Raw genomic sequence first — 22,597 nt, forward strand, 5'->3', positions numbered from 1 at the left:
TGCGTGCCCCGGCGCCGCGGCAGCCTGTGCTGTCCCGGCACCCGGGGCACGGTTGTATCCGGGGTCCTACCTACCTGTCGGTCCGGCCGTCCTTGCGGCCCGACTCGTCGCAACCCAGCGCCGCGAGCAGTTCGGCAGGCCGCCGCGTGCTCACCAGCCAGTAGGGAGTCGGATCCTCCGGGTCGTCGAGCACGACGAGTGCCATGGTCCGCACCCAGGGACGGTGCTGGACGAACGCTGCCGGATCGAGCTGGCGTCCCATCGCGGCGCTCTTGGCCGATGCCGGAACCACCACACCCCGCGAGATCACGTCGACGGGCAGATGTGCGCGACCGACGACGAGTTCGCCGCCGACCACCTCGACCCGGCTGCGTGAGAGCCAGGTCAGGACCCAGATCGGGACGGGGAGCAGAAGGACGTAGGGCAGCCACGCGTACATCCCCGGGGCGCCCATGTGCAGCTCGGCCGCGAGCAGAGCGGCCACACCGAGCCCGATCGGCCACCACCACCACGGCACCCACATCCGCTCCGAGAAGGTCGGAGCGTCGGCCGTCGGAGGGGTAGTCGGTGAGGTGCGCGAGGAACGGGACACACCGTAAGGATAGTCGCCTCGGTGGGGCGGCCCGGCACGCGAGTAGTCTCGGACGACGTGACCGATCTTCCCCCGATACCGCTGCGCCGGCTCGATCCGGAGCTCCCCGTGCCCACTCGTGCCCACCCCGGTGATGCCGGTGTGGACCTGTGCACGTCGGTCGACGTGACCCTTGCCCCGGGGGAGCGGGCGCTCGTCGGCACCGGCATCGCTGTCGCGCTGCCCGTGGGCACGGTCGGCCTGATCCACCCCCGTTCGGGCCTCGCCGCCAAGTTCGGCCTGTCCGTCGTGAACACTCCCGGGACGGTCGACGCGGGCTACCGTGGAGAGATCAAGGTGTGCCTGATCAACCACGACACCGAGCGCGCCGTCGAACTCCGCCGAGGCGACCGCATCGCGCAGCTGCTCGTCCAGCGTGTCGAACTCGTCGACTTCGTCGAAGTGGACGAGCTCGACGACACCGCGCGGGGCAGCGGCGGATACGGATCGAGCGGCGGGCACGCCGGCCTCGTGAAGGAGGGTTCCTGACATGTTCGGACGACGCCGCAAGGACCGCGGGTCGAACGTCGAGACGACCGACGCGGCATCCGCCGGCGACCTCGGCGCGTACGACGGGCCCTCCGACGAGGACTACGACGAATACGCCACCGGAAGTGCGGCCGATTCCGGCCCGTACGACATCGACGAGGTCGACGAGGAGACGGTGACCGATTCCCGTCTGGACCTGGGGTCCGTGCTCGTCCCGCTGCCGGCCGGTGGCCAGATCCAGGTCGAGATGGCACCGAACGGGACGCCGCAGAACGTCCACCTTGTGACCCAGTTCGGGCGCATCACGGTCTCCGCATACGCCGCACCGAAGTCGCCGGGACAGTGGCGCGAGGTCGCGGCCGAGCTCGCAGAGACGCTGCGCAACGACAACGCCGAGGTCAGCATCGAATCGGGGCCCTGGGGGCGTGAACTCCACGGCAGGACTCCGAACGCCGATCTCCGGTTCATCGGTGTCGACGGCTTCCGCTGGATGATCCGCTGTGTCGTCGCGGCGCCATCCGGGAACGCCGGAGCCGACTCCGAACTCGTCCGGATCGCGCGGTCGGTGATCTCCGGTACCGTCGTCCGCCGCGGATCCGAGCCCCATCCGGTCCGTACGCCGCTGCCGATCGTGCTGCCCGAGGCACTCACCCGCCAGCTCGTCGCGGCGCAGCAGCAACAGGCCGCCGCACAGCAGCAGCAGGGCGCCGCTCAGCAGCAGGGCGCGGTTCCGGCGCAACCCGCTCCGCGGACGGCTCCGCCGGCGCAGCCCGCCCAACCGACGCAGCAGCAGGTCCCGCCCACCCAGCCGAGCCCGCCGCCGCGCCGGGGCGAATCCGGTTCGGCGATGCAGCAACTCGGCTTCTGAGGCCGATTCCGATCATCGTTTCGGGTCGGGGGCGATCCTGTCGAGCGCGGTGAGGCACAGCCTCCCGAGCACGGAGGGATCGTCCCCGACCTGTCCGAGCGTCACCGTCGCGAGTTCCGCGTGCGGGATCTCCCGCGCCCATTGCTGCCCCACCTCGAGCGGATGGACCGCGTCGTCCACCGCGGCCGCGATACCGACCGGCACGGTCACCGATCGCAGTTCTTCGACGTCGAGTGCTCGGTACTGTGCGGCCTCGTCCAGCGCGGACGGGAGATCGGGCCACTGTGCGCTCCACGAGCGCGTCAACTCCCGTGCGAGCCAGGGCGGACTCGATGCCGTCATCGCAGCGGTGACCGCGGCGAGCCCGTGTTCGCGCAGCTCGGAGGCCGTCCACCGCGCGCTCGCGGCGGCCGGCGCCTCTCGCGGATCGCCGGTCCACGCAGGTAGGGCCGCGAGGACGCCGACGACCCGATCCGGATTGTCGAATGCCCACCTCAGGGCGACGGCCGCTCCGATCGACACCCCTCCCACGAGGATCGGTCCGTTTCCGGCCGCGTCGTCGAGTGCGGTGAGATAGCTCGCCACCACACCTCGCGGATCCGGATCGACGGCGATCGGGGTGATGCCCCGCCGTCGGAGTTCGGCGCCGAACGCCTTGTCGGCGAAGCATGCGTCCGAACCCGTGCCGGGAAGCACGACCGCGGTGCCGGCGGTCGGAGTGACCGGGGATGCGCTGTGGGACATGCGGACGATCCTGCCCCATCGGGCCCCGGAGACCGCGCTCACCTGCCCGCACAGCAGGACGAACGACAGCTGCACGCCTGTGTGCATCGTGCAACTTGTATCCGGCGAGAATGCGTCTACAGTGGCGGTCGAAGAAGAGTCCGGTGGCACGTGATCCGTGCCCCTTCCGTACAGGAGCGTGTTATGGCTTCCCCGGCCGGCTACCTGCGTCGGCTCACACGGCGGCTCACCGAGGACATCGAAGAACTCGATGCCGAGGAGATGGCCGAATCCTCGCACTCCACGGGCGCCCTACCCGTCGTCGAATGCGCCCGCGGTCAGGAAGTGACCATGTACGGACGTCTTCGCAGTGTCGAGTCGTGTTCGCGTGCTGCTGCCGCCGTCGTCGAGGCGGAGTTCTTCGACGGCACCGATTCGATCCAGCTCGTGTGGATCGGTCGTCGGCGCATCCCGGGGATCGAACCCGGGCGTACGTTGACGGTCCGCGGTCGTGTCGGCGAGCGCGGCGGACGCAAGGTGATCTACAACCCCTACTACGAGTTGCGCGAGCCCGCCTGACCCTGGCGAGCGCGAGGGGTACCCCTGGTGCATGCAGGGTCTCGTACCCCTGTGCCGGATGTGGCAGGCTCGTAGGAGTGAGCGACACCAACCAGCAGACGATGCTCGAACAACTCGGTGGGATCAGCGGGTTGATCTATTCGACGCTGCCGGTGCTGGTGTTCGTCCCCGTCAACAGCCTGTGGGGTCTCACCGTCGCCATCTGGTCCGCGCTGGGCGTCGCCCTCGCGGTCCTCGTATGGCGTCTGATCCAGCGCACCCCGATCCAGCCCGCGATCTCGGGCTTCTTCGGTGTCGCCCTGTGTGCCTTCATCGCTCATCGCACCGGCGACGCGAAGGGATATTTCCTCTTCGGGATCTACGCGAGCCTGGTCTACGGGGGCGCTTTCCTGGTGTCCGTGCTCGTCCGCAGACCGCTCGTGGGTGTGATCTGGGGGATGCTCAACGGCCAGGGATCGCGGTGGCGCTCGCATCCCACCGCGGTACGCGCATACGACGTCGCGACCCTCGCGTGGACCCTGGTCTTCCTCGGCCGCTATCTCGTGCAGAACCACCTCTACGACGAGGACCGCACCGGCTGGCTCGCGGTGGCGCGGATCGGTATGGGCTGGCCGCTGACCGCGCTTGCCCTGCTCGTGACACTCTGGGCGGTCCGGCGCGCCGACCGCATCGTCGAACCCCCGCCTGCGGCGACGGCCGACGACGCATCGGTCGACGACGCACCTACCGATGATCCTGGGGCGGACGAGGCGCGGTCCGAAAAACCCCGCGACGAACACGGCGCGCACGACGAGCAGCGATTCCCCGGTCGGCACAGACTCCACGACTAGTCGGTACAAGCTCTGCGACCAGTAGGTACTGCCTCCGCGACTAGCGGTTCACCGCCTGCCGGAGATCGTCCTCGACGTCCTCCGCCGTGACGAACAGCAGTTCGTCCCCGCCCTCGAGCGGATCGTCCGGCTGCGGGACGATCACACGCCCGCCGCGCAGGATCGCCACCAGCGCCGTATCGCGCGGCAGTTCCAGTTTCCGAACCGGTTTCCCGGCGAGAGCGGTGGTGTCGCGCAGAGTGATCTCCACCAGGTTCGCACCCTTGCGGAGCGTCATCAGCCGCACCAGATCGCCCACGGTGACGGCCTCCTCGACGAGCGCTGCGAGCATGCGCGGCGTGGACACCGCGACGTCCACACCCCACGATTCGTCGAACAACCACTCGTTGCGGGGATCGTTGACGCGGGCCACGACCCGCGGGACACCGAACTCGGTGGTCGCCAGCAGACTGAGGACCAGATTGGCCTTGTCGTCGCCCGTCGCCGCGATCACGACGTCGTACTGCTCGAGTCCGGTGGATTCGAGCGAGCTGAGTTCGCAGGCGTCGGCGTGGACCCACGTCGCGTCCGGCACGGACTCGGGTTCGACGTGGTCGAGCTTGCGTTCGATGAGCATCACCTCGTGGGCGTTGCGCAGCAGTTCCCGCGCTATCGAGCGCCCCACCGCGCCGGCGCCGGCGATCGCCACCTTCATGTGGGCTTCCTCTCGGGTGGACGGGTCAGTTCTCGTCGACCGGCGGGTTCTCGGCGCGCGTGATCGCCTCCGAGACCGAACCGGACACGGCCGCGATGTAGACGGAATCGTCGGCCTGCAGCACGGTCCTGCGGTCGGGCAGCAGCCCGGTGCCGAACCGGATCAGGAACGCGACGCGCGAACCCGTGGCCTCCTCGAGGTCGGTGACGCGTCGTCCGACCCATCCCTCGTGCACGTTCACCTCGGCGATGGCGACGGATCCGGTGGGGTCGCGCCAGCGGGCGGTCTCGCTGTCGTGCGTGAGCGCATGCAGGAAACGGTCGGTGGTCCACGGCACGGTCGCCACGGTGGGGATGCCGAGCCGCTCGTACGCCGCGGCCCGCTTGGCGTCGTAGATCCTCGCGACGACGCGTTCGACGCCGAAGGTCTCGCGGGCCACGCGCGTCGAGATGATGTTCGAGTTGTCGCCGGACGAGACCGCCGCGAAGGCGTCGGCTCGTTCGATGCCGGCGGAGATCAGAACTTCGCGGTCGAAGCCCATGCCGAGCACGGTGTGCCCGGGGAAATCGGGACCGAGTCGTCCGAACGCGCTCTCGTCGCGGTCGATAACCGCGACCTCGTGACCGAGCCGGACGAGAGCGGTGGCCACCGCCGAACCGACCCGACCGCACCCCATCACCACCACGTACACCCGTGGACTCCGTTCCGGTCGATCTTTCCGAGACGGACCGCAGCGGACCGCCGATCCGAACGGTACCGCGTGACGATCTTCGACAGGTCGTGACCCGGCCGAGGGGTACTTCGGGGCCGGAACCGCATAGGCTTTGCGCGTGTCCAAGCTTTCCACCGCGGCTAAGCGGCTCGTGCTGGGTCGTCCCTTCCGCAGCGACACTCTCGGGCACGAGTTGCTGCCCAAGCGCACCGCACTGCCCGTCTTCGCCTCCGACGCGCTGTCGTCGGTCGCCTACGCACCCGAGGAGATCTTCCTCGTCCTCTCCGTTGCGGGGCTGTCCGCTTATGCCTTCTCCCCGTGGATCGGTCTCGCGGTCGCCTTCGTGCTCGTGATCGTGATCGCCGGTTACCGCCAGACCGTGCGCGCCTATCCGTCCGGCGGTGGCGACTACGAGGTGGCCACGAAGAATCTCGGCCCCACTGCAGGACTGACCGTGGGCAGTGCGCTGCTCGTCGACTACGTCCTGACGGTCGCGGTGTCGCTGTCGTCCGCGGCGGCGACGGTCGGATCGGCCGTCCCGTTCGTCGCCCGGCACAAGGTGCTCTTCGTCGTCGTCGCGATCGCGTTGCTGACCGCGGTGAACCTGCGCGGGCTCCGGCGCGCCGGCCGGGCGTTCGCCGTCCTCACCTACACATTCGTGGGCTGCATGCTGGTGATGCTCGGGGCCGGACTGTTCCGGATCTTCGTCCTGGGCGACGATCTGCGTGCGGAGTCGGCGGACTTCGAACTCGTCGCCGAGCAGACGGATCTGACCGCGCTCGCCTTCGTCCTCCTGCTCGCGCGCGCCTTCTCGTCCGGTTGCGCGGCGCTGACGGGTGTCGAGGCGATCAGTACGGGTGTGCCGGCCTTCCGGAAGCCGAAGGCGCGCAATGCCGCGACGACCCTGCTGGTGCTCGGCGGTATCGCCGTCACGTTGTTCCTCGGGGTGGTCTTCCTCGCCGAGCGGCTCGGTGTGGTGGTGGCCGAGCATCCCGCCACCCAGCTGCGGGGTGCACCCGAGGGCTACGAGCAGAAGACGCTGCTCTCCCAGCTGGCGCACACCGTCTTCGACGGGGTGCCGGTCGCGTTCGTGCTGATCACGATCGTCACCGCCGTGATCCTCGTGCTCGCCGCCAACACGGCCTTCAACGGATTCCCGGTGCTCGGTTCGGTTCTCGCGCAGAACCGCTACCTGCCGCGTCAGTTCCACACCCGCGGCGACCGGCTCGCCTTCAGCAACGGCATCCTCTTCCTCGCCGGGATCGCCATCGTCTTCGTGTGGGTCTTCGAGGCCGAGGTCACCCGGCTCATCCAGTTGTACATCGTGGGTGTGTTCGTCGCGTTCAGCCTGGGGCAGGCCGGCATGGTGCGTCACTGGACGCGGGAACTGGGCACGGAGACGGATCCGTCGGCGCGGGGCCGCATGGTGCGGTCGCGGTGGATCAACGGCGTCGGATGCGTCTCCACGTCGGTGGTGCTGCTGGTCGTGCTGACGGGCAAGTTCGCCGCCGGGGCGTGGATCGCGGTGGTGACCATGATCGTCGCGTTCGTGCTCATGAAGGCGATCCGGCACCACTACGACACGGTCGCTGCGGAACTCGAGAGGGCGGACTGGGACGGTGTGCTGCCCAGCCGCACCCATTCGATCGTGCTCGTCTCGACCCTGCACCTGCCCACGATGCGCGCCCTCGCCTACGCCCGGGCGACCCGCCCCGACACCCTCGAGGCGATCACCGTGAACGTCGACGACGAGAGCACACGGCGTCTCGTACTCGAGTGGGAGAAGAGTGATCTGACCGTGCCGTTGAAGGTCGTCGAGTCGCCCTACCGGGAGATCACGCGGCCCGTCCTCGACTACGTCCGTCGCGTGCGGCGCGATTCTCCCCGCGACGTCGTGACCGTCTTCATCCCCGAATACGTGGTGGGGCACTGGTGGGAGCAACTGCTCCACAACCAGAGTGCCCTGCGGCTCAAGAGCCGGCTCCTCTTCCAGCCGGGGGTGATGGTGACGAGCGTGCCCTGGCAGCTGCGCTCGTCCGCGGACGCCGGCGCGGTGGGGCGGGCCACCCCGAACGGACAGGATCGACAGTTCGACAACGAGGAGGAACCGCGGTGAATCGTCAGGCACACCCGCGCACGGATTGGTCCGGCCGGAGGATCGAGGTGGTCCTCGGCAACCCCGCCCACGGTGGTGCGTGTGTCGCGCGGTTCGAGGGACGCGTCGTGTTCGTGCGGCACGGACTGCCGGGGGAGCGGGTCTTCGCTCGCGTGACCGAGGACCGGGGCGGGTCGTTCTGCTTCGCCGACGTGGAGGACGTGCTCGAGACGTCCGAGGACCGCGTCGATCGGGTGTGCCCGATCTCCGGTCCGGGAGGAGCGGGTTGCTGCGACCTCTCGCACATGACCGTCGAGGCGCAACGCCGGTTCACGGGTGCGGTGGTGGCCGAGCAACTGCGCCGGCTCGGTGGGGTGGACCGGGAGGTGACCGTCGAGGAGGTGCCGGGTGGTGCGTCCAACGGCACCCTGTGGCGCACCCGGGTCCGGCTCGCGGTGGACGTGGTGGGGAACCCGGGATACCGCCGGTACCGCAGCAACGAGGTCGTCCCGGAACTGGCGTGCCCGCAGATCGATCCGCACGCCTACGTCGGTCTCGCCGATCGTGTGTGGCAGCCCGGAGCGGAGCTGCAGGTCGTGCTCGACGCGGACGGCCGCCGGCACGTGGTGGAGATCGCACCTCCCGTTCTCTCGGGTGGTGCCCGACGGCAGGGCCGGCGTGGCGCTGCGTCGCGTCGGGCGGCGGTGAACGCGCCCCGGCCGGAGAAGGTGATCGAAGGCCCGGGACGTGTGGTCGAGCGGGTCGGCGAGCGCGAATGGCGGTTGGCGCCGACCGGTTTCTGGCAGGCCCATCGCGGCGCTGCGTCGACCTATTCGGCGGCGGTGGCCGACTGGGCGCAGGCATCGGAAGGCGCGACGGCGTGGGATCTGTACGGCGGAGTGGGGGTCTTCGCGGCCGTGCTCGCCGAGCAGGTCGGTCCGTCCGGTCGGGTGGTGTCGGTGGAGTCGTCGAAGACCGCCGTCGACGACGGGATCGAGGCGCTCGCCGACCTCGGTCAGGTGTCCTTCCGTCACGGGCGCGTGGAGCGGGTGATCCCCGATCTGCCGGCTCCCGAGGTGGTCGTCCTCGACCCGCCCCGCGCGGGGGCGGGCAGGGACGTGGTGGCCGCCGTGGCCGCAGCGGGACCGCGCCGGATCGTCCATGTGGGCTGCGATCCCGCGTCCTTCGGCCGTGATGTGGGTCTGTACCGGGATCACGGATTCGAGTTGGCGGACGTCCGGGCCTTCGCGGCGTTCCCCTCCACCCATCACGTGGAATGCATCGGTCTGTTCACCCGTTGAACCGGTTCCCGTCGCACCTCTCGGGGGGTGTGACGGGGATCGCATCCGGGTAGTCGGTGTGACATGAGAAAGAGATTGCTTGTAGTACGCAACTAATCTGTATAGTTGCATGACGTAATCAATTAGTTCATTCCGACGGAGGTTCGCTGTGCCGGAAAAGGCTCAGGCCCACGAACTCGCCGACGCCATCTTCATGTTCGGTCGCACGCTGCGTGGTGCACTCGTGCACCACGACACCGATGTGCTTCCTTCCGCGCTCGTCGCGGTGCTGTTCGTGCTCGCGCGGATGGGGGAGTGCCGCCCCAGCGAGCTCGCCGTCGAAATGTGCGTCAGCCAGTCGTCGTTGAGCAGACAGATCGCCGAACTCGTCGAGCGCGGCCTCGTGGATCGACATCCCGATCCCGACGATCGTCGCGCTCACCGGGTGAGTTGTTCGGTCGCGGGTATCGAGATCCTCGAACTCGTGAAGAAGCGCCGGACCGAACGGCTCTCCGCAGAACTCGCGGACTGGCACGAGGACGAGATCGCGGGCGCCATCACGACGCTCGAACGTCTCACCTCGTCCCTGGCTCCGCTCGTCATCGATACTCGAAGGACCAATTCATGACCACAGTCTCCGGATCGGGAGCGCAGCCGGATGCTCCGGCAGCCGAGGAGCAGATGACGCACCGCGAGATCCTCGTCGTGCTGTCGGGCCTCCTCGCGGCTCTCTTCACGGCGCTGCTGAGCAGCACCATCGTCTCGACCGCTCTGCCGACGATCATCGCGGATCTGAACGGCACCCAGACCCAGTACGCCTGGGTCATCACCACGGCGCTGCTCGCGAACGCCGCGTCGACGCCCATCTGGGGCAAGTTCGCCGACCTGTTCAACAAGAAGCTGCTCGTCCAGCTCGGGATCCTGGTCTTCGTGATCGGCTCGGTGCTGGCCGGTATCGCGCACAACGTGCCGGTCCTGCTCGCCGCCCGCGTGATCCAGGGCATCGGCATGGGCGGTCTGACCGCTCTCGTCGTCGCGATCATCGGCAGCATCATCCCGCCCCGTCAGCGTGGCCGGTACTCCGGTTACATGGGCGCCGTCATGGCCGTCGCGATGTCGGGCGGACCCGTGCTCGGTGGTGTCATCGTCGACCTCCTCGGCTGGCGCTGGTGCTTCTACGTCTGCGTGCCGATCGCGGTCGTCGCGCTGATCCTGCTGCAGCGCACGCTGCACGTCGCGACCGTCCGCAAGGAGAACGTGAGCATCGACTGGTTCGGTGCCACGCTCATCACCGCTGCCGTGAGTGTCCTGCTCGTCTGGGTCTCCTTCGCCGGTAAGGCCGACTACTACGAGTGGTTCTCGGTCGAGTCCGCCCTCTACGTCGGTGCCGGCATCGTCCTGCTCGTCGCGACGCTGATCGTCGAGTCCAAGGTCGCCGATCCGATCATCCCGCTGAAGATCGTCACCGAACGCACCACCGGCCTCGCGATCATCGCGTCCGTGGCAGTCGGTATCGGCCTGTTCGGTGCCACCACCTTCCTCGGTCAGTACTTCCAGACCTCGCGGGCCTACAGCCCGACGGTCGCGGGTCTGCTCACCATCCCGATGGTCGCCGGCACGCTCGTCTCGTCGATGCTCTCCGGTCAGCTCATCACGCGCTTCGGCAAGTGGAAGGGCTTCCTGATCGGCGGCGCGATCCTGCAGATGGTCGGCTTCGGCCTGCTCGGCACCGTCGACCACCTCACCTCGCTCACGCTGATCAGCGTGTACATCGCGATCGTGGGTCTGGGCACCGGCATGCTGATGCAGAACCTCGTCCTCGCCGTGCAGAACACCGTCAGCGTGCGCAACATCGGCGCCGCGAGCAGCTCGGTCGCCTTCTTCCGTACCTTCGGTGGCGCGATCGGTGTGTCGGTGCTCGGTTCGATCCTCGCGTCCCGTGTCGCGACGATCTCCGCCGACGGCCTCGCGAAGCTCGGTGTCGACACCTCCGGCGGTGGATCGGGCGGGACCCTCGACTTCTCCCAGCTTCCCGAACCGGTGGCGGAAGTCATCCGTGCCGCCTACGGCGACGCGACGGCGACCCTCTTCCTCGTAGCGGCGGCGTTCGCGGTCGTTACCCTGGTGGCAGTGGTGCTGATTCCGAACCAGGCGTTGCGCACCACCATCGACCTCGTCGAGGAGAAGTCGCCGGCCGATCGCGCCGACATCTCCTCGTGAGGGTGACCTCGCTCACCGGCAGACGATCCGTCCGCCGGTGACCAGGAGATCACGCGGAAGCGAGTCGGTGGCGGGAGACGCTCCGTTCCTGCGCTCCGTAGACTGAGGAAATCACTCGCGCGACGAGCGTGAGCCACGAGCCGGAGGGAGCTGTTCCAGTTGGGTGTTCTGTCCCGCATCCAGTCGCCCGACGATCTACGTCGACTCTCCCCTGTGGAGCTCACCGAGCTCGCGGGGGAGATTCGGGAATTCCTGGTCGAGAAGGTCGCGGCGACCGGCGGTCACCTCGGGCCCAATCTCGGCGTCGTCGAGCTGACCATCGCTCTGCACCGGGTGTTCGATTCGCCACGCGACCCGATCCTCTTCGACACCGGTCACCAGGCCTACGTCCACAAGATCCTCACCGGTCGTCGCGACGAGTTCGACAGTCTCCGGCAGAAGGGCGGGTTGTCCGGCTACCCGTGCCGCGCGGAGAGCGAACACGACTGGATCGAGTCGTCGCACGCCTCGGCGGCCCTGTCGTACGCCGACGGACTCGCCAAGGCCTATTCGCTGTCCGGACAGTCCGATCGGACCGTGGTGGCCGTGGTGGGCGACGGCGCGCTGACCGGTGGTATGTGCTGGGAGGCGCTCAACAACATCGCCGCCGGGCAGAACCGCTCGATGGTGATCGTCGTCAACGACAACGGCCGCTCCTACGCGCCCACGATCGGCGGTCTCGCCGAGCACCTCGCGGCGCTACGCCTCAAGCCCGGCTACGAGAAGGTGCTCGACAACAGTCGGCGCATCGTCAAGCGGATCCCCTGGATCGGCTCGGCGGCCTACTCGGTGCTGCACGGCATGAAGTCCGGCGTGAAGGACGCGGTCAGCCCCCAGGTGCTCTTCACCGATCTGGGCATCAAGTATCTCGGCCCCGTCGACGGGCACGACGAGCAGGCGATGGAATCCGCTCTGCGCCGTGCGAAGGCGTACGGCGGCCCCGTCCTGGTCCACGCCGTCACCCGCAAGGGAGCCGGCTACGCGCCCGCCGAGAACCACCTCGCCGATCAGATGCACGCCACGGGCGTGATGGATCCGCGCACGGGTCGCGCGAAGTCCGCCTCCGCCCCCGACTGGACGTCGGTCTTCTCCGACGAACTCATCGCGCTGGGGGAGAAGCGGGAGGACGTCGTGGCCATCACCGCCGCGATGCCCGGGCCGACCGGCCTCGCCAAGTTCGGCGAACGGTTCCCCGATCGCACCTTCGACGTCGGCATCGCCGAACAGCACGCGGTGACCTCGGCGGCAGGTCTCGCGCTCGGCGGGATGCATCCCGTCGTCGCCGTCTACTCGACCTTCCTCAACCGGGCGTTCGACCAGCTGCTCATGGACGTCGCGCTGCTGAAGCAGCCGGTCACCGTGGTGCTCGACCGTGCGGGTGTGACGGGCTCCGACGGCGCCAGCCACAACGGCATGTGGGATCTGTCCTTGCTGGGCATCGTCCCCGGCATCCGGGTCGCCGCTCCACGCGACGGGGCGACGCTGCGCGAGGAACTCGGTGAGGCGCTCGACGTCTCCGACGGACCGACCGTCCTCCGCTTCCCCAAAGGCTCGGTGGGAGAAGACATCCCGGCGATCGAGCGTCTCGACGGCACCGTCGACGTGCTGCGGATGCCGCCATCGCGTCGCGGCGACGCACTGATCGTCGCGGTCGGTGCCTTCGCCGGTCTCGCGCTCGACGTCGCCGATCGTCTCTCCAAGCAGGGCATCGACGCTGCCGTCGTCGACCCGCGGTGGGTGTTCCCGGTGCCCGACGCGGTGGTCGACCTCGCCCGTGGCTTCCGGATCGTCGTCACGATCGAGGACAGCGGCCTCCACGGTGGTGTCGGCTCGGCGGTCTCCGCCGCGTTGCGCCGCAACGACGTCGACGTGCCCACGCGCGATCTCGGGGTGCCGCAGAAGTTCCTCGATCACGCCTCCCGCAACGAGATCCACGCCGAACTCGGTCTGACGGCCCAGGACGTGGCGCGTCAGGTCACCGGTTGGGTCGCCGGCCTGGACAGCGAACCCGAGGAACGGTCGCGCCCCTCGGCGGTCGAGCAGTCCGACCGCGAAGCGGGCTGAGTCCGGCCGGACCCAGGTACACACAGACACGAGGGGCGGTATCCGGTGATCCGGATACCGCCCCTCGCGTCTGTATCGACTAGCTCTGCATCTCCTCGAGTTCCATGCCCTTGGTCTCGGGAATCCTCGACTTGACGAAGAAGAACGACAGCAGGGCGAAGAACGCGAACAGTCCGTACAGGAACCACAGTCCGACCGCGGAGGTGAGCGGCGGGAACGCCAGCGTCACCGTGAAATTCGCGACCCAGTTGGCGGCGGTGCTGATGCCGAGGGCCACTGCGCGCATGCGGTTCGGGAACATCTCGCCGAGCATCACCCACATGATCGGGCCCCAGGTGGCAGCGAAGAAGATCACGAAGGCGTTCGCGCCGACGAGCGCGAGCGCCCCCCACGGTGCCGGCAGTTCGACGTCCTCACCGCTGCCGACCGCCTGCGAGAAGGCGATCGCGGCGAGCAACAGGCTGACGAACATGCCGATCGAACCGGTCATCAACAGCGGACGGCGGCCGATCTTGTCGACGAACAGGATCGCGACGAACGTCATGAGCACGTTGATCACGGCCGTGATCACCGACGTCGTGAACGACTGGTTCTCGGTGAAGCCCACCGACTTCCACAGGGTCGTCGAGTAGTAGAAGATCGCGTTGATACCGACGAACTGCTGGAAGACGGCCATCGTGATGCCGACCCACACCAGCGGCTGCAGACCGAAGACCGGGCCGCGGATGTCGCCGAAGGACGCCTTCGACTCCCGCCGCAGCGTCAGCCGGATCTCGCGGACACGCTCGTCGGGCCGGAGTTCGCCCGTGACGTTGGCCAGCACGGCCGCGGCCTCTTCGTCCATGTCCTTGCCGACGAGATAGCGGGGCGACTCCGGGATCGTCAGCGCCAGTACGCCGTAGAGGACGGCGGGCGCGACGCCGACGAGGAACATCCACCGCCAGGCCTCGAGATTCCACCACAGCTCGTTCGACGCTCCACCGGCGGCGTTCTGCAGGACCGCGTCGGACAGCAGGGCCGCGAAGATGCCGAGGGTGATGGCGAGCTGCTGCAGCGATGCGAGCGCACCGCGGTAGCGGGCGGGTGCGATCTCGGAGATGTAGGTGGGTGCGATGACCGAGGCGATACCGATGCCGAGGCCGCCGAGCACGCGCCACAGCATGAGATCTGGAACGCTGAAGGCCAGACCGGACCCGATCGACGAGATGACGAACAGGGCGGAGCCGAGGAGCATCACGCGCTTGCGGCCCCAACTGTCGGCGAGGCGTCCGGCGAACCATGCGCCGACGGCACAGCCGAGCAGGGCGATGGCGACGGCGAAACCGGTCACGAACGAACTGAGCGCGAAGTTGTCCTGGATGGAGTCGACGGCGCCGTTGATGACCGAGCTGTCGAAGCCGAACAGGAAACCGCCCACGGCTGCCGCGACGGTCACGGCGATGACTTTCGCGGCGTGTGCGGTCGATGGTTGGGTCACCGAGGAACTCCTGGATGGGACTGGCCGCGAGGGCGGGAAAAGGGCTGGACACAGTGTGTTTTCTTCAGGGGAACATTACGCCGGGGTGAACGGCCGACTCGACGTTTCCGGCGAGAACTCGCCCACAGGGCGGACTCCGGACGGGACATCCACGGTGTGTGACGACGCCTCCGAGCGGGCAGGAAGTTAAGAAATATTCTCTCCGCACCGTCGTTCTGCCTGCGACGTTCCCGTCCGGTGAGGACCTCTGCTTGACACTGTGTGATCTGGGAATACAGTCTCGTTCCATGACTCGGCGACGACCGGACGCAACGGTGCAGGGTGTGGTGGGTGAAGCGGCGTTCCTTCTGACCTCTCCCCGGAGGTTCCTCATGGAGATCGCTCTGCCTCCGGTGGGGCACGGTGTGGTGGAACACAGCAAGGCGCTCATCGATCCCGTCACACGTTTCCGGAACACGAGCGCGTATATCTTCCTCGTGGCGTTCGGCGACGACGAGGAACGGCGCAGGGTGGTGCGCTTCGTCAACCGCGCACACGCACCGGTTCGCGCCGACGGATACAACGCCTTCGATCCGAAGCTCCAGTTGTGGATCGCCGCAGTGATGTTCCACGGCGGCCGCGACGTGTACGAGCGGTTCTTCGGCCGCCTCGATCGGGCCGAGGCCGAACGGCTGTACCGCGAGTTCGCGGTCTACGGCACATCGCTGCAGGTACCTGAGGAGATGTGGCCCGCCGACCTCGACGCGTTCGATGCCTACTGGCACAGCGTCGTCGACGATCTCGAGATCGACGAGACCGTTCGTTCCTACGCGCGCGCCCTGCTCTCCGGGGGCGAGTTGCCGATCGTCGTCCGGCCGGCGATGGCGCTCACCAGGTTCTTCACCCTGGGTATGCTCGATCCCCGTATCCGGGAGGCCTACGGCTTCACGTGGACCGATAGCCACCAGCGGTGGTTCGATCGCCTCATGCGGATCGCGGTGCCCGTCTACCGGGCACTGCCCATGGCGGCACGGCACCTGCCCATGAAGCTCGTCCTGCGCGATGCGCGCACGAGGTTCTCTGGTGTGTCCGCGCACGCTGCTGCCTAGGACGCGGCAGCGCCGGAATCCGGCAACGCGCAGGAGGGACGGGGATCAGTTCTCCGCCGTGAGGGCCTTCGCCAGTCGCGGCACGGTCAGCGCGCGCTGCCACGGCCGTGCCCCGCCCTCGGCGAAGCGGCCTTCGATGTACTCCTCGACGTCGACCCCGTCGGAGACGTCCCAGTCCCAGCACAGGCGCCGAACGAGCTCGGGACTCACCAGGTTCTCCACGGGAACGGCGACTTCCTCGCTCAGAGCGGCAAGTTCGCCGCGCGCGAGGGCGAGACGTGCGGCCTCCTCGGGGTGGTGACGCGACCATCGACCGGCAGGGGGAGGCCCGGTCAGCGGCGGCGTGAGGGGTGGGAGCCGGTCCTCCGGCAGTGCACGGGCCCGCTCGATCGCGTTGAGCCACGCGCGCGAGGAACGCCGCTGCCGCGGACCACCGAAGACCGGAAGCTTCTGCAACTGTTCGATGGTGGTGGGATTCGCCTCCGCGGCGGCGATGATCGCGGAGTCGGGAAGGATGCGCCCCGGCGCGATGTCGCGTCGGGCGGCGATCTCGTCGCGCGTGGTCCACAGTTCCCGGACGATCGCGAGGCGACGCCGGTCCTTGATCGCGTGGATCTTGGACGTCCGCCGCCACCGGTCGGGCTTCGGAGCGGGCGGCCCCGCGAGCCGGATGTGCTCGAATTCCTGGGCGGCCCACTCGGTCTTGTTCTGCTGCTCGAGTTCGCGCGCCATCGCGTCGCGGAGTTCCACGAGCGGTTCGACGTCCAGCGCGGCGTAGTTGAGCCACGAGTCGGGGAGCGGTCGCGTCGACCAGTCCGCCGCACCGTGGCCCTTGCGCAGCTCGAGGCCGAGGGTCTCGGCCACGATCGCGGCGAGACCGACGCGGGGGAATCCGGCGAGACGACCGGCGAGTTCGGTGTCGTACAACTTCGCCGGGCGGAGCCCGAGTTCGGCCAGGCCGGGGAGATCCTGGTCGGCGGAATGCAGGACCCATTCGAGGTCGTTGATCACCTCGGCCAGGGGAGCGAGGTCGTCCCGCGTGGGAATGGGATCGAGCAGCACCGTGCCGGCGCCGTCACGACGGAGCTGTACGAGATAGGCGCGCGCGGAGTAGCGGTAGCCCGATGCGCGTTCGGCGTCGACGGCGAGCGGGCCGTGTCCCTGCGCGAGCATCGCTGCCGCGTCGGCGACCCCGCGCGCCGTGGTGACGACCTCCGGGACGCCGTCGCGGGGTTCGAGGAGCGGCACCGTGGTCACGCTCGTGCTCTTCTGCTCGTCCTCGTCGTTCTGTGCCGGCATGGGCGTGACTCTAGCGGTGTCGTCCCCGTGTGCAATTCCGTTCCTGTCCGGAACGTCCGATCGGTGGACACGCACGGACCCGCTCGACGTCTCGCGAACTCCCCTCGGGACGCCGTCACCTCTCCTGCGAGACGACATCGTCGCGCTCCGCATCCGATGCGAGGATGTCGTCGTTCTCCGCGCCGGCCGCGAGGATGAGGTCCTCGAGGGCGGGGGAGAAGTCGTCGACGAGTTCCCACAGGTCGGGAACGAGATCGGGACACGAGATCAGACCGATGTCGAGCCTGCCGTCGAGGGAGAGCACCGTGATGTTGAGCGCCGCGCCGTGGAAGATCGGTCCGAAGGGGTACATCGCCGTCATGCGGGCGCCCAGGAAGTACAGCGGCACGGCAGGTCCGGGCACGTTGGAGATCACGAGGTTGTGGATCACCGGATGCCGGTCGGCGAGCCGCAGTCCGGCGTAGGCGCGCATCGCGGGGGCGAACACGGCCGCGCCGAGGAACTGGGACCAGTCCTGCAGCAGGTTCGCGCCGAGGTCGGCGTTGTGTTCCTTGGCCACCGCGTTCGCTTCCGAGAGTGCCCGCAGCCGCTCTGCGGGGTCGGCGATGTGGGTGTGGAGGTCGGCGAACATCGCCGAGACCTGGTTGCGTCCCGGCCGATCCGACCTGCCGTGGACCGAGACCGGGATCATCCCGATGAGCGGGGAGTCGGGCAGCTCGCCGCGCCGCTCCAGATATCGGCGTAGCGCGCCGGCGCACACCGCCATCACCACGTCGTTGACGGTGACGCCGAAGACGTTCTTCACCAGCTTCACGTCGTCGAGGTTCAGCTCGGCGAAGCCGACGTTGCGGTGTCCGGTGATGGTGGAGTTGAACGGGGTGCGCGGCGCCGTGAACGGCGCGGGCATGGCGTCACCGCGTCGGGCGCGGGCGATCCACGAGGTCAGCGATGTGACCGCGCCGGGAAGGATCCGCAGCAGATGGAGGGGCCGGCGGGCGACGTTGAGGGCTCCGGCGATCGCGATGGCGAGATCGTTCGCGTCGCCGGCACCCCACTGCACCGGTTCGGGCCGGGGATCGGCCGGGTCGAGGCTGCACAGCTGCGCGATGAGTGCGGCACCGGAGACCCCGTCCACCCCGGCGTGGTGCATCTTCGCGATGACGGCGATCCTGCCGTCGTCGAGACCGTCGACGAACCACATCTCCCACAGTGGCCGGGAGCGATCCAGGGGTTGCGCGGCGATGTGTCCGCACAGCTCCGCGAGCTCGGTCCGGCCGCCCGGGGCGGGTACGCCGACGTGGTGGACGTGCCGGTCGAGGTCGAAGTCGTGGTCGTCGACCCAGACCGGATGGTCGAGGTTGAACCTGCTGTCGGCGAGCTTCATCCGGAACTGGGGTACGGCGGTGAGGCGCGCTTCGAGTTCGTTGCGCAGGCTCACGTAGTCGTAGCCGCCCGGGACGGTGGACGGATCCAGCACGATCAGCCCGCAGATGTGGAGGAGCTGACTTGGGGTCTCGAGATAGAGGAAACCGGCATCGAGCCCGCTGAGACGCTGCATGGAACCAAGAGTAGAACAGGTTCTAGAAATCCGGTCGGATTGCAGCGGTTTTCACCGCTGGAGTCGCGCAACCCCCGCCGGAGGCAGACCCGCGGCATATGCGAGGACGTCACAGAACGCCTCCACGTGTGGGGTCAGCATGTCGGACTGCGGGGTCCACGACGCGCGCAGTTCCAGTTGGTGGGCGCGTCCCGGGCCCGCGATGTCCCCGAACCGCACGGAGGTCGTCGCCGTCACGGTGCCGCCCAGCGCCGTGAGCGGTTCACCGTGCGCGGCAAGGGCGTCGACGAGCCAACTCCACGCGACCTCCGGCAGCAGCGAGTCCGCTGCCAGGCTCTCGTCGACGTCGGCCTGGATGTACGAGACGAGCCGGGTGGTTCCGTGCCACGCCTCGTCGCCGTCGGGGTCGTAGAGAAGGATGAGGCGGCCGAACGCGTCGCCCTCGGACTGCTCGGGCACACGGTCGGTCTCGTCGTGCAGGACCTCGGCGCCCAGCGCGTAGCTGTAGGGCGCGAGCCGTTGCGGGGGCCGGATCGGCCCGACCTCGATCTCCGGGCGCACGGTGGCCGCGTTCATCGCATCGACTGCGGAACGGAAGCGGGCCGGCTCGGCGGGCGAGGTGGTCACCGAGCGGAGGTTAGTGCCGGTGACGCACCGCACGCGGGAGGCGCGCCGATTCCGGCGAACGGCGCGGGCGTGGCAGCATGGGCAGCGGGTCCGGACCACACGTCCTGTGTGCGACCGGCAGACGCTGCCCTGCGCGACGGCGCGCAGTGCCCGAAGAACGAGGATCGATGACCGGCTTGGAGAACACGAACGTCGGATCTGCGGTGCCCGCGGAGTACCCCGCGCGGAGGATCCTGCCTCATGCGCCCCTGCTGGCGGCCGCGCGCGGCGAGAAGCCTGCCCACCGCCCCGTGTGGTTCATGCGCCAGGCCGGCCGCTCCCTGCCCGAGTACCGCGAGATCCGGGCCGGCATCGGCATGCTCGAATCCTGCTTCGACCCCGAACTGGTCTGCGAGATCACGATGCAGCCGGTGCGGCGGCACAAGGTCGACGCCGCCATCCTGTTCTCCGACATCGTCGTCCCGCTCAAAGCCGCCGGGATCGACCTCGACATCGTCGCCGGCACGGGCCCGGTCGTCGCGAACCCCGTCCGCACCGCCGCCGACGTCACCGCGCTGCCGACCCTCGAAGCCGAGGAGGTCGGAGCGGTCGCCCGCGCGGTCGGTCTGCTGACCCGCGAGCTCGGCGACACCCCGCTCATCGGGTTCGCGGGCGCGCCCTTCACCTTGGCGTCCTATCTCGTCGAAGGCGGTCCGAGCCGCAACCACGAGCGCACCAAGGCGCTCATGCACGCCGACCCGAAGACCTGGCACGCCCTCCTCGGCAAGCTCACCGATGTCGCCATCACCTTCCTGCGCGCGCAGATCGGTGCCGGTGTCGACGCGGTCCAGCTCTTCGACTCGTGGGCCGGTGCCCTCTCGCTCGCCGACTATCGCGAGTACGTCCTGCCGCACTCCGAACGTGTCTTCGCCGAGATCGCCGGTGCGGGGGTGCCGCGCATCCACTTCGGTGTCGGCACCGGTGAGCTTCTCGGCGCCATGGGCGAGGCGGGTGCCGACGTGGTCGGCGTCGACTGGCGCATCCCGCTCGACGTCGCCGCGACCCGCGTCGGCCCGGGCAAGGCCCTGCAGGGCAATCTCGACCCCGCGATCCTGTTCGCCGGCCGCGAGGTCGTCGAACGCGAGGTGCGTCGCATCGTCGCCGAGGCCGACCGCGCTCTCGAGGCCGGCGCCATCGGACACATCTTCAATCTCGGTCACGGCGTCCTGCCCGACACCGATCCCGACGTCATCACCCGAGTGGTCGAGCTGGTGCATTCGCTGTGAACCCGCCGACGGTCGCGGTCGTCGGCGGTGGGATCAGTGGGCTCGTCGTCGCGTACCGGCTGCGCCGTTCGCTCGGCGCCGCCGCGCGGATCGTCGTGCTCGAACGATCGTCGCGGCTCGGCGGCAAACTCCGCACGGTCCCGCTCGCGGGCGACCCCGTCGACGTCGGTGCCGAAGCGTTCATCGCACGCCGACCCGAGGTGCTCGCGCTCGTCGAGGAACTCGGCCTGAGCGACCACATCGTCCACCCCTCGGCCGCCCGTCCGCTCCTGTACGCCGACGCACGACTGCATCCGCTGCCGGCAGGCACGCTGATGGGTATCCCCGCATCCGCGCAGTCCGTCGAAGGACTCGTCGACGACGAGACCCTGGCACGCATCACCGCCGAACCCTCCGTGCCGTTCCACTGGGACCGGGACTCCGACGTCTCCGTCGCGGAACTCGTCCGATCGCGCTTCGGTGAGCAGGTGGTGCGGCGCAGCGTCGACCCGCTGCTCGGCGGGGTGTACTCGGGGCTGTCCGACACCGCAGGTGTGCGCGCCACCGTCCCGACGCTCGCGGCAGCCCTCGACGCCGGCGCGACGAGCCTGAGCGAGGCCGTCGCCCGTGCACTGCCCCCGAAGTCGGACGCTCCCGTCTTCGGGACGCTGCGCGAGGGCTACGGCGTGCTGATCGAGGCCCTCGTCCGCGAGGCCGACGCCGAGTTCCTGTACGGCACGGCGGCATCCGGACTGAAGCGCAGCGCCGGCCGGTGGTCGGTCGATCCGCTCGGCGAGGTCGACGGTGTGGTGCTCGCCGTGCCCGCCCCGGACGCCGCCCGGCTCCTCGCCGACAGCGTGAGATCCGCCGCGCAATGCGCCGCGCAGATCCCGCTCGCCTCGTCGGTCGTGGTCGCGCTCGCGTTGCCGCACGACGCCGGTCTGCCGCAGAACTCCGGGATCCTCGTCGCGACGGGGGAGGATCTGTCGGCGAAGGCCTTCACGCTGTCGAGCCGCAAGTGGCCGCACCTCGCCGAACGACCCGTCGCACTCGCCCGCGCGTCGTTCGGACGGTTCGGCGACGACGCGCTCGTCGACGCATCCGAGGCCGACCTGATCGCGCTGGCCCGCGCGGATCTCGCGACCGTCACCGGAGTCGACGCCGAACCGGTGGCCGCCTTCGTGCAGCGGTGGCACGGCGGGCTGCCGCAGTACCGCGAACACCACGGCGAGATCGTCGCCGCCTTCGAGGCCGAGATCGCAGGGATCGACGGACTCGAGGTCGCCGGCGCGATGCTGCACGGTGTGGGCGTACCCGCATGTATCGCAACAGGCACGGCCGCGGCCGCACGCCTGGCTGCACGAATGGAAGGATGAACGTCATGGCACGTCTCGACTACGACAAGCTCAATTCCACCCTCCGTTACGCGATGTGGTCGGTCTTCCAGGTCCGACCCGGCGTTCTCGGCGACGACCGCACGGCGGCGATCGAGGACGCGAAGGCGTTCTTCGCCCGCTTCGACGACACCGACGTGATCGTCCGCGGTCTCTACGACGTGGCCGGCACCCGCGCCGACGCCGACTTCATGATCTGGACCCACGCCGAGCACATCGAGGATCTGCAGAAGCTGTACGCCGACTTCCGGCGCACCACGATCCTCGGCCGCGCGAGCACCCCGGTCTGGTCGAACACCGCACTGCACCGGCCCGCGGAGTTCAACAAGAGCCACCTGCCCGCCTTCATCGCGGGGGAGGAGCCGGGCAACTACGTCTGCGTGTACCCCTTCGTGCGGTCCTACGAGTGGTACCTGCTGCCCGACGAGCAGCGTCGCAAGATGCTCGCCGACCACGGCATGGCGGCCCGCGGCTACCCCGACGTCCGCGCCAACACCGTTCCGGCCTTCGCGCTCGGCGACTACGAGTGGATCCTCGCCTTCGAGGCGCCGGAGCTGCACCGCATCGTCGATCTCATGCGCGACCTGCGTGCCACCGACGCGCGCCTGCACGTCCGCGAGGAGACCCCCTTCTTCACCGGACCGCGGGTCGACGTCGAAGCCCTCGTCGCGTCGCTGCCCTGACGT

At 68.9% G+C, this 22,597-nt stretch carries 21 protein-coding genes; 13 read left to right on the forward strand and 8 right to left on the reverse strand.

The window, feature by feature from the left end; all coding sequences use genetic code 11:
• Window positions 1-70 precede the first annotated feature (70 nt).
• Window positions 71-523 (reverse strand): DUF3093 domain-containing protein, encoded by a 453-nt coding sequence (locus U9J23_RS10340; protein WP_059381285.1) that lies wholly within the window; start codon window positions 521-523, stop codon window positions 71-73.
• Between the two features lie 126 nt (window positions 524-649).
• Between U9J23_RS10340 and dut the strand changes: the two genes are divergently transcribed.
• Together dut and U9J23_RS10350 are read left to right on the forward strand one after the other, a co-directional pair.
• Window positions 650-1,120, forward strand: a complete 471-nt coding sequence (gene dut, locus U9J23_RS10345; protein WP_059381286.1) for a dUTP diphosphatase — start codon at window positions 650-652, stop codon at window positions 1,118-1,120.
• Between the two features lies 1 nt (window position 1,121).
• The gene (locus U9J23_RS10350; RefSeq protein ID WP_085468055.1) at window positions 1,122-1,988 is read left to right on the forward strand and encodes a DUF3710 domain-containing protein; all 867 of its coding nucleotides are present in this window, start codon (window positions 1,122-1,124) and stop codon (window positions 1,986-1,988) included.
• Between the two features lie 12 nt (window positions 1,989-2,000).
• Here U9J23_RS10350 and U9J23_RS10355 read toward each other — a convergent pair whose 3' ends face one another.
• Entirely contained in the window at window positions 2,001-2,732 is a 732-nt protein-coding gene (locus U9J23_RS10355; RefSeq protein WP_326602897.1) for an alpha/beta hydrolase, read from the reverse strand.
• A 183-nt stretch (window positions 2,733-2,915) separates the two neighbouring features.
• On the opposite strand from U9J23_RS10355, the gene U9J23_RS10360 reads away from it, so the two are divergent.
• Both U9J23_RS10360 and U9J23_RS10365 read left to right on the forward strand, forming a co-directional pair.
• The gene (locus tag U9J23_RS10360; protein WP_059381289.1) at window positions 2,916-3,290 is read left to right on the forward strand and encodes a DNA-binding protein; all 375 of its coding nucleotides are present in this window, start codon (window positions 2,916-2,918) and stop codon (window positions 3,288-3,290) included.
• Window positions 3,291-3,367: 77 nt separating this feature from the next.
• Entirely contained in the window at window positions 3,368-4,120 is a 753-nt protein-coding gene (locus U9J23_RS10365; protein ID WP_059381290.1) for a DUF3159 domain-containing protein, read from the forward strand.
• A 40-nt stretch (window positions 4,121-4,160) separates the two neighbouring features.
• Here U9J23_RS10365 and U9J23_RS10370 read toward each other — a convergent pair whose 3' ends face one another.
• Both U9J23_RS10370 and U9J23_RS10375 read right to left on the reverse strand, forming a co-directional pair.
• On the reverse strand, window positions 4,161-4,814 hold the full coding sequence (locus U9J23_RS10370; RefSeq protein ID WP_085468056.1) for a potassium channel family protein: 654 nt from the start codon (window positions 4,812-4,814) through the stop codon (window positions 4,161-4,163).
• Between the two features lie 25 nt (window positions 4,815-4,839).
• The gene (locus U9J23_RS10375) at window positions 4,840-5,505 is read right to left on the reverse strand and encodes a potassium channel family protein (RefSeq protein ID WP_059381292.1); all 666 of its coding nucleotides are present in this window, start codon (window positions 5,503-5,505) and stop codon (window positions 4,840-4,842) included.
• Window positions 5,506-5,644: 139 nt separating this feature from the next.
• Between U9J23_RS10375 and U9J23_RS10380 the strand changes: the two genes are divergently transcribed.
• The 5 genes from U9J23_RS10380 (at window position 5,645) to dxs (ending at window position 13,224) form a co-directional block, all read left to right on the forward strand.
• Window positions 5,645-7,642, forward strand: a complete 1,998-nt coding sequence (locus tag U9J23_RS10380) for an APC family permease (RefSeq protein ID WP_059381293.1) — start codon at window positions 5,645-5,647, stop codon at window positions 7,640-7,642.
• Entirely contained in the window at window positions 7,639-8,922 is a 1,284-nt protein-coding gene (locus U9J23_RS10385) for a class I SAM-dependent RNA methyltransferase (protein ID WP_326602580.1), read from the forward strand. The genes U9J23_RS10380 and U9J23_RS10385 overlap by 4 nt, the downstream gene beginning before the upstream one ends.
• A 148-nt stretch (window positions 8,923-9,070) precedes the next feature.
• Window positions 9,071-9,529 carry a MarR family winged helix-turn-helix transcriptional regulator gene (locus U9J23_RS10390; RefSeq protein WP_059381295.1) on the forward strand — a complete coding sequence of 153 codons (459 nt, stop codon included), beginning with the start codon at window positions 9,071-9,073 and terminating at the stop codon, window positions 9,527-9,529.
• A complete protein-coding gene (locus tag U9J23_RS10395) occupies window positions 9,526-11,121 on the forward strand; it encodes an MDR family MFS transporter (protein WP_059381296.1) in 1,596 nt (531 codons plus the stop codon). Before U9J23_RS10390 ends, U9J23_RS10395 begins: the two co-directional genes overlap by 4 nt.
• 159 nt (window positions 11,122-11,280) lie before the next feature.
• Window positions 11,281-13,224 carry a 1-deoxy-D-xylulose-5-phosphate synthase gene (dxs, locus tag U9J23_RS10400; RefSeq protein ID WP_272266500.1) on the forward strand — a complete coding sequence of 648 codons (1,944 nt, stop codon included), beginning with the start codon at window positions 11,281-11,283 and terminating at the stop codon, window positions 13,222-13,224.
• A 79-nt stretch (window positions 13,225-13,303) separates the two neighbouring features.
• Here the strand turns inward: dxs and U9J23_RS10405 are convergent, their stop codons facing one another.
• The gene (locus U9J23_RS10405; protein WP_088898189.1) at window positions 13,304-14,701 is read right to left on the reverse strand and encodes a sugar porter family MFS transporter; all 1,398 of its coding nucleotides are present in this window, start codon (window positions 14,699-14,701) and stop codon (window positions 13,304-13,306) included.
• A 287-nt stretch (window positions 14,702-14,988) separates the two neighbouring features.
• Here U9J23_RS10405 and U9J23_RS10410 point away from each other — a divergent pair, with 287 nt between their 5' ends.
• Window positions 14,989-15,789: an oxygenase MpaB family protein gene (locus U9J23_RS10410; protein ID WP_261379167.1), complete on the forward strand. Its 801-nt coding sequence runs from the start codon at window positions 14,989-14,991 to the stop codon at window positions 15,787-15,789.
• Window positions 15,790-15,834: 45 nt separating this feature from the next.
• Here U9J23_RS10410 and U9J23_RS10415 read toward each other — a convergent pair whose 3' ends face one another.
• The 3 genes from U9J23_RS10415 to U9J23_RS10425 form a co-directional block, all read right to left on the reverse strand.
• Window positions 15,835-17,088 carry an HRDC domain-containing protein gene (locus U9J23_RS10415; protein WP_059381300.1) on the reverse strand — a complete coding sequence of 418 codons (1,254 nt, stop codon included), beginning with the start codon at window positions 17,086-17,088 and terminating at the stop codon, window positions 15,835-15,837.
• 115 nt (window positions 17,089-17,203) lie between these two features.
• Window positions 17,204-18,646, reverse strand: a complete 1,443-nt coding sequence (locus U9J23_RS10420) for a WS/DGAT/MGAT family O-acyltransferase (protein ID WP_106199952.1) — start codon at window positions 18,644-18,646, stop codon at window positions 17,204-17,206.
• Window positions 18,647-18,697: 51 nt separating this feature from the next.
• A complete protein-coding gene (locus tag U9J23_RS10425) occupies window positions 18,698-19,273 on the reverse strand; it encodes a DUF3000 domain-containing protein (RefSeq protein WP_026061620.1) in 576 nt (191 codons plus the stop codon).
• 167 nt (window positions 19,274-19,440) lie between these two features.
• Between U9J23_RS10425 and hemE the strand changes: the two genes are divergently transcribed.
• The 3 genes from hemE to hemQ are packed head-to-tail and all read left to right on the forward strand — an operon-like array spanning window position 19,441 to window position 22,594.
• A complete protein-coding gene (gene hemE / locus U9J23_RS10430) occupies window positions 19,441-20,538 on the forward strand; it encodes a uroporphyrinogen decarboxylase (protein ID WP_085468064.1) in 1,098 nt (365 codons plus the stop codon).
• A complete protein-coding gene (locus tag U9J23_RS10435; RefSeq protein WP_106199950.1) occupies window positions 20,535-21,893 on the forward strand; it encodes a protoporphyrinogen oxidase in 1,359 nt (452 codons plus the stop codon). The genes hemE and U9J23_RS10435 overlap by 4 nt, the downstream gene beginning before the upstream one ends.
• Window positions 21,894-21,898: 5 nt before the next feature.
• Window positions 21,899-22,594, forward strand: coding sequence for a hydrogen peroxide-dependent heme synthase (gene hemQ, locus U9J23_RS10440; RefSeq protein ID WP_085468290.1), 696 nt, complete (start codon window positions 21,899-21,901; stop codon window positions 22,592-22,594).
• Window positions 22,595-22,597: the final 3 nt, after the last annotated feature.

Source organism: Rhodococcus sp. PD04, assembly GCF_035918275.1.
In the GTDB taxonomy this organism is placed as follows: domain Bacteria; phylum Actinomycetota; class Actinomycetes; order Mycobacteriales; family Mycobacteriaceae; genus Rhodococcus; species Rhodococcus rhodochrous.

Coding starts and splice junctions, on each gene's coding strand:
- U9J23_RS10340 (WP_059381285.1), bottom strand. CDS start 523: ATGTGGGTGCCGTGGTGGTGGTGGCCGATCGGGCTCGGTGTGGCCGCT.
- U9J23_RS10350 (WP_085468055.1), top strand. CDS start 1,122: ATGTTCGGACGACGCCGCAAGGACCGCGGGTCGAACGTCGAGACGACC.
- U9J23_RS10355 (WP_326602897.1), bottom strand. CDS start 2,732: ATGTCCCACAGCGCATCCCCGGTCACTCCGACCGCCGGCACCGCGGTC.
- U9J23_RS10360 (WP_059381289.1), top strand. CDS start 2,916: ATGGCTTCCCCGGCCGGCTACCTGCGTCGGCTCACACGGCGGCTCACC.
- U9J23_RS10370 (WP_085468056.1), bottom strand. CDS start 4,814: ATGAAGGTGGCGATCGCCGGCGCCGGCGCGGTGGGGCGCTCGATAGCG.
- U9J23_RS10395 (WP_059381296.1), top strand. CDS start 9,526: ATGACCACAGTCTCCGGATCGGGAGCGCAGCCGGATGCTCCGGCAGCC.
- U9J23_RS10410 (WP_261379167.1), top strand. CDS start 14,989: ATGACTCGGCGACGACCGGACGCAACGGTGCAGGGTGTGGTGGGTGAA.
- U9J23_RS10415 (WP_059381300.1), bottom strand. CDS start 17,088: ATGCCGGCACAGAACGACGAGGACGAGCAGAAGAGCACGAGCGTGACC.
- U9J23_RS10420 (WP_106199952.1), bottom strand. CDS start 18,646: ATGCAGCGTCTCAGCGGGCTCGATGCCGGTTTCCTCTATCTCGAGACC.
- hemE (WP_085468064.1), top strand. CDS start 19,441: ATGACCGGCTTGGAGAACACGAACGTCGGATCTGCGGTGCCCGCGGAG.
- hemQ (WP_085468290.1), top strand. CDS start 21,899: ATGGCACGTCTCGACTACGACAAGCTCAATTCCACCCTCCGTTACGCG.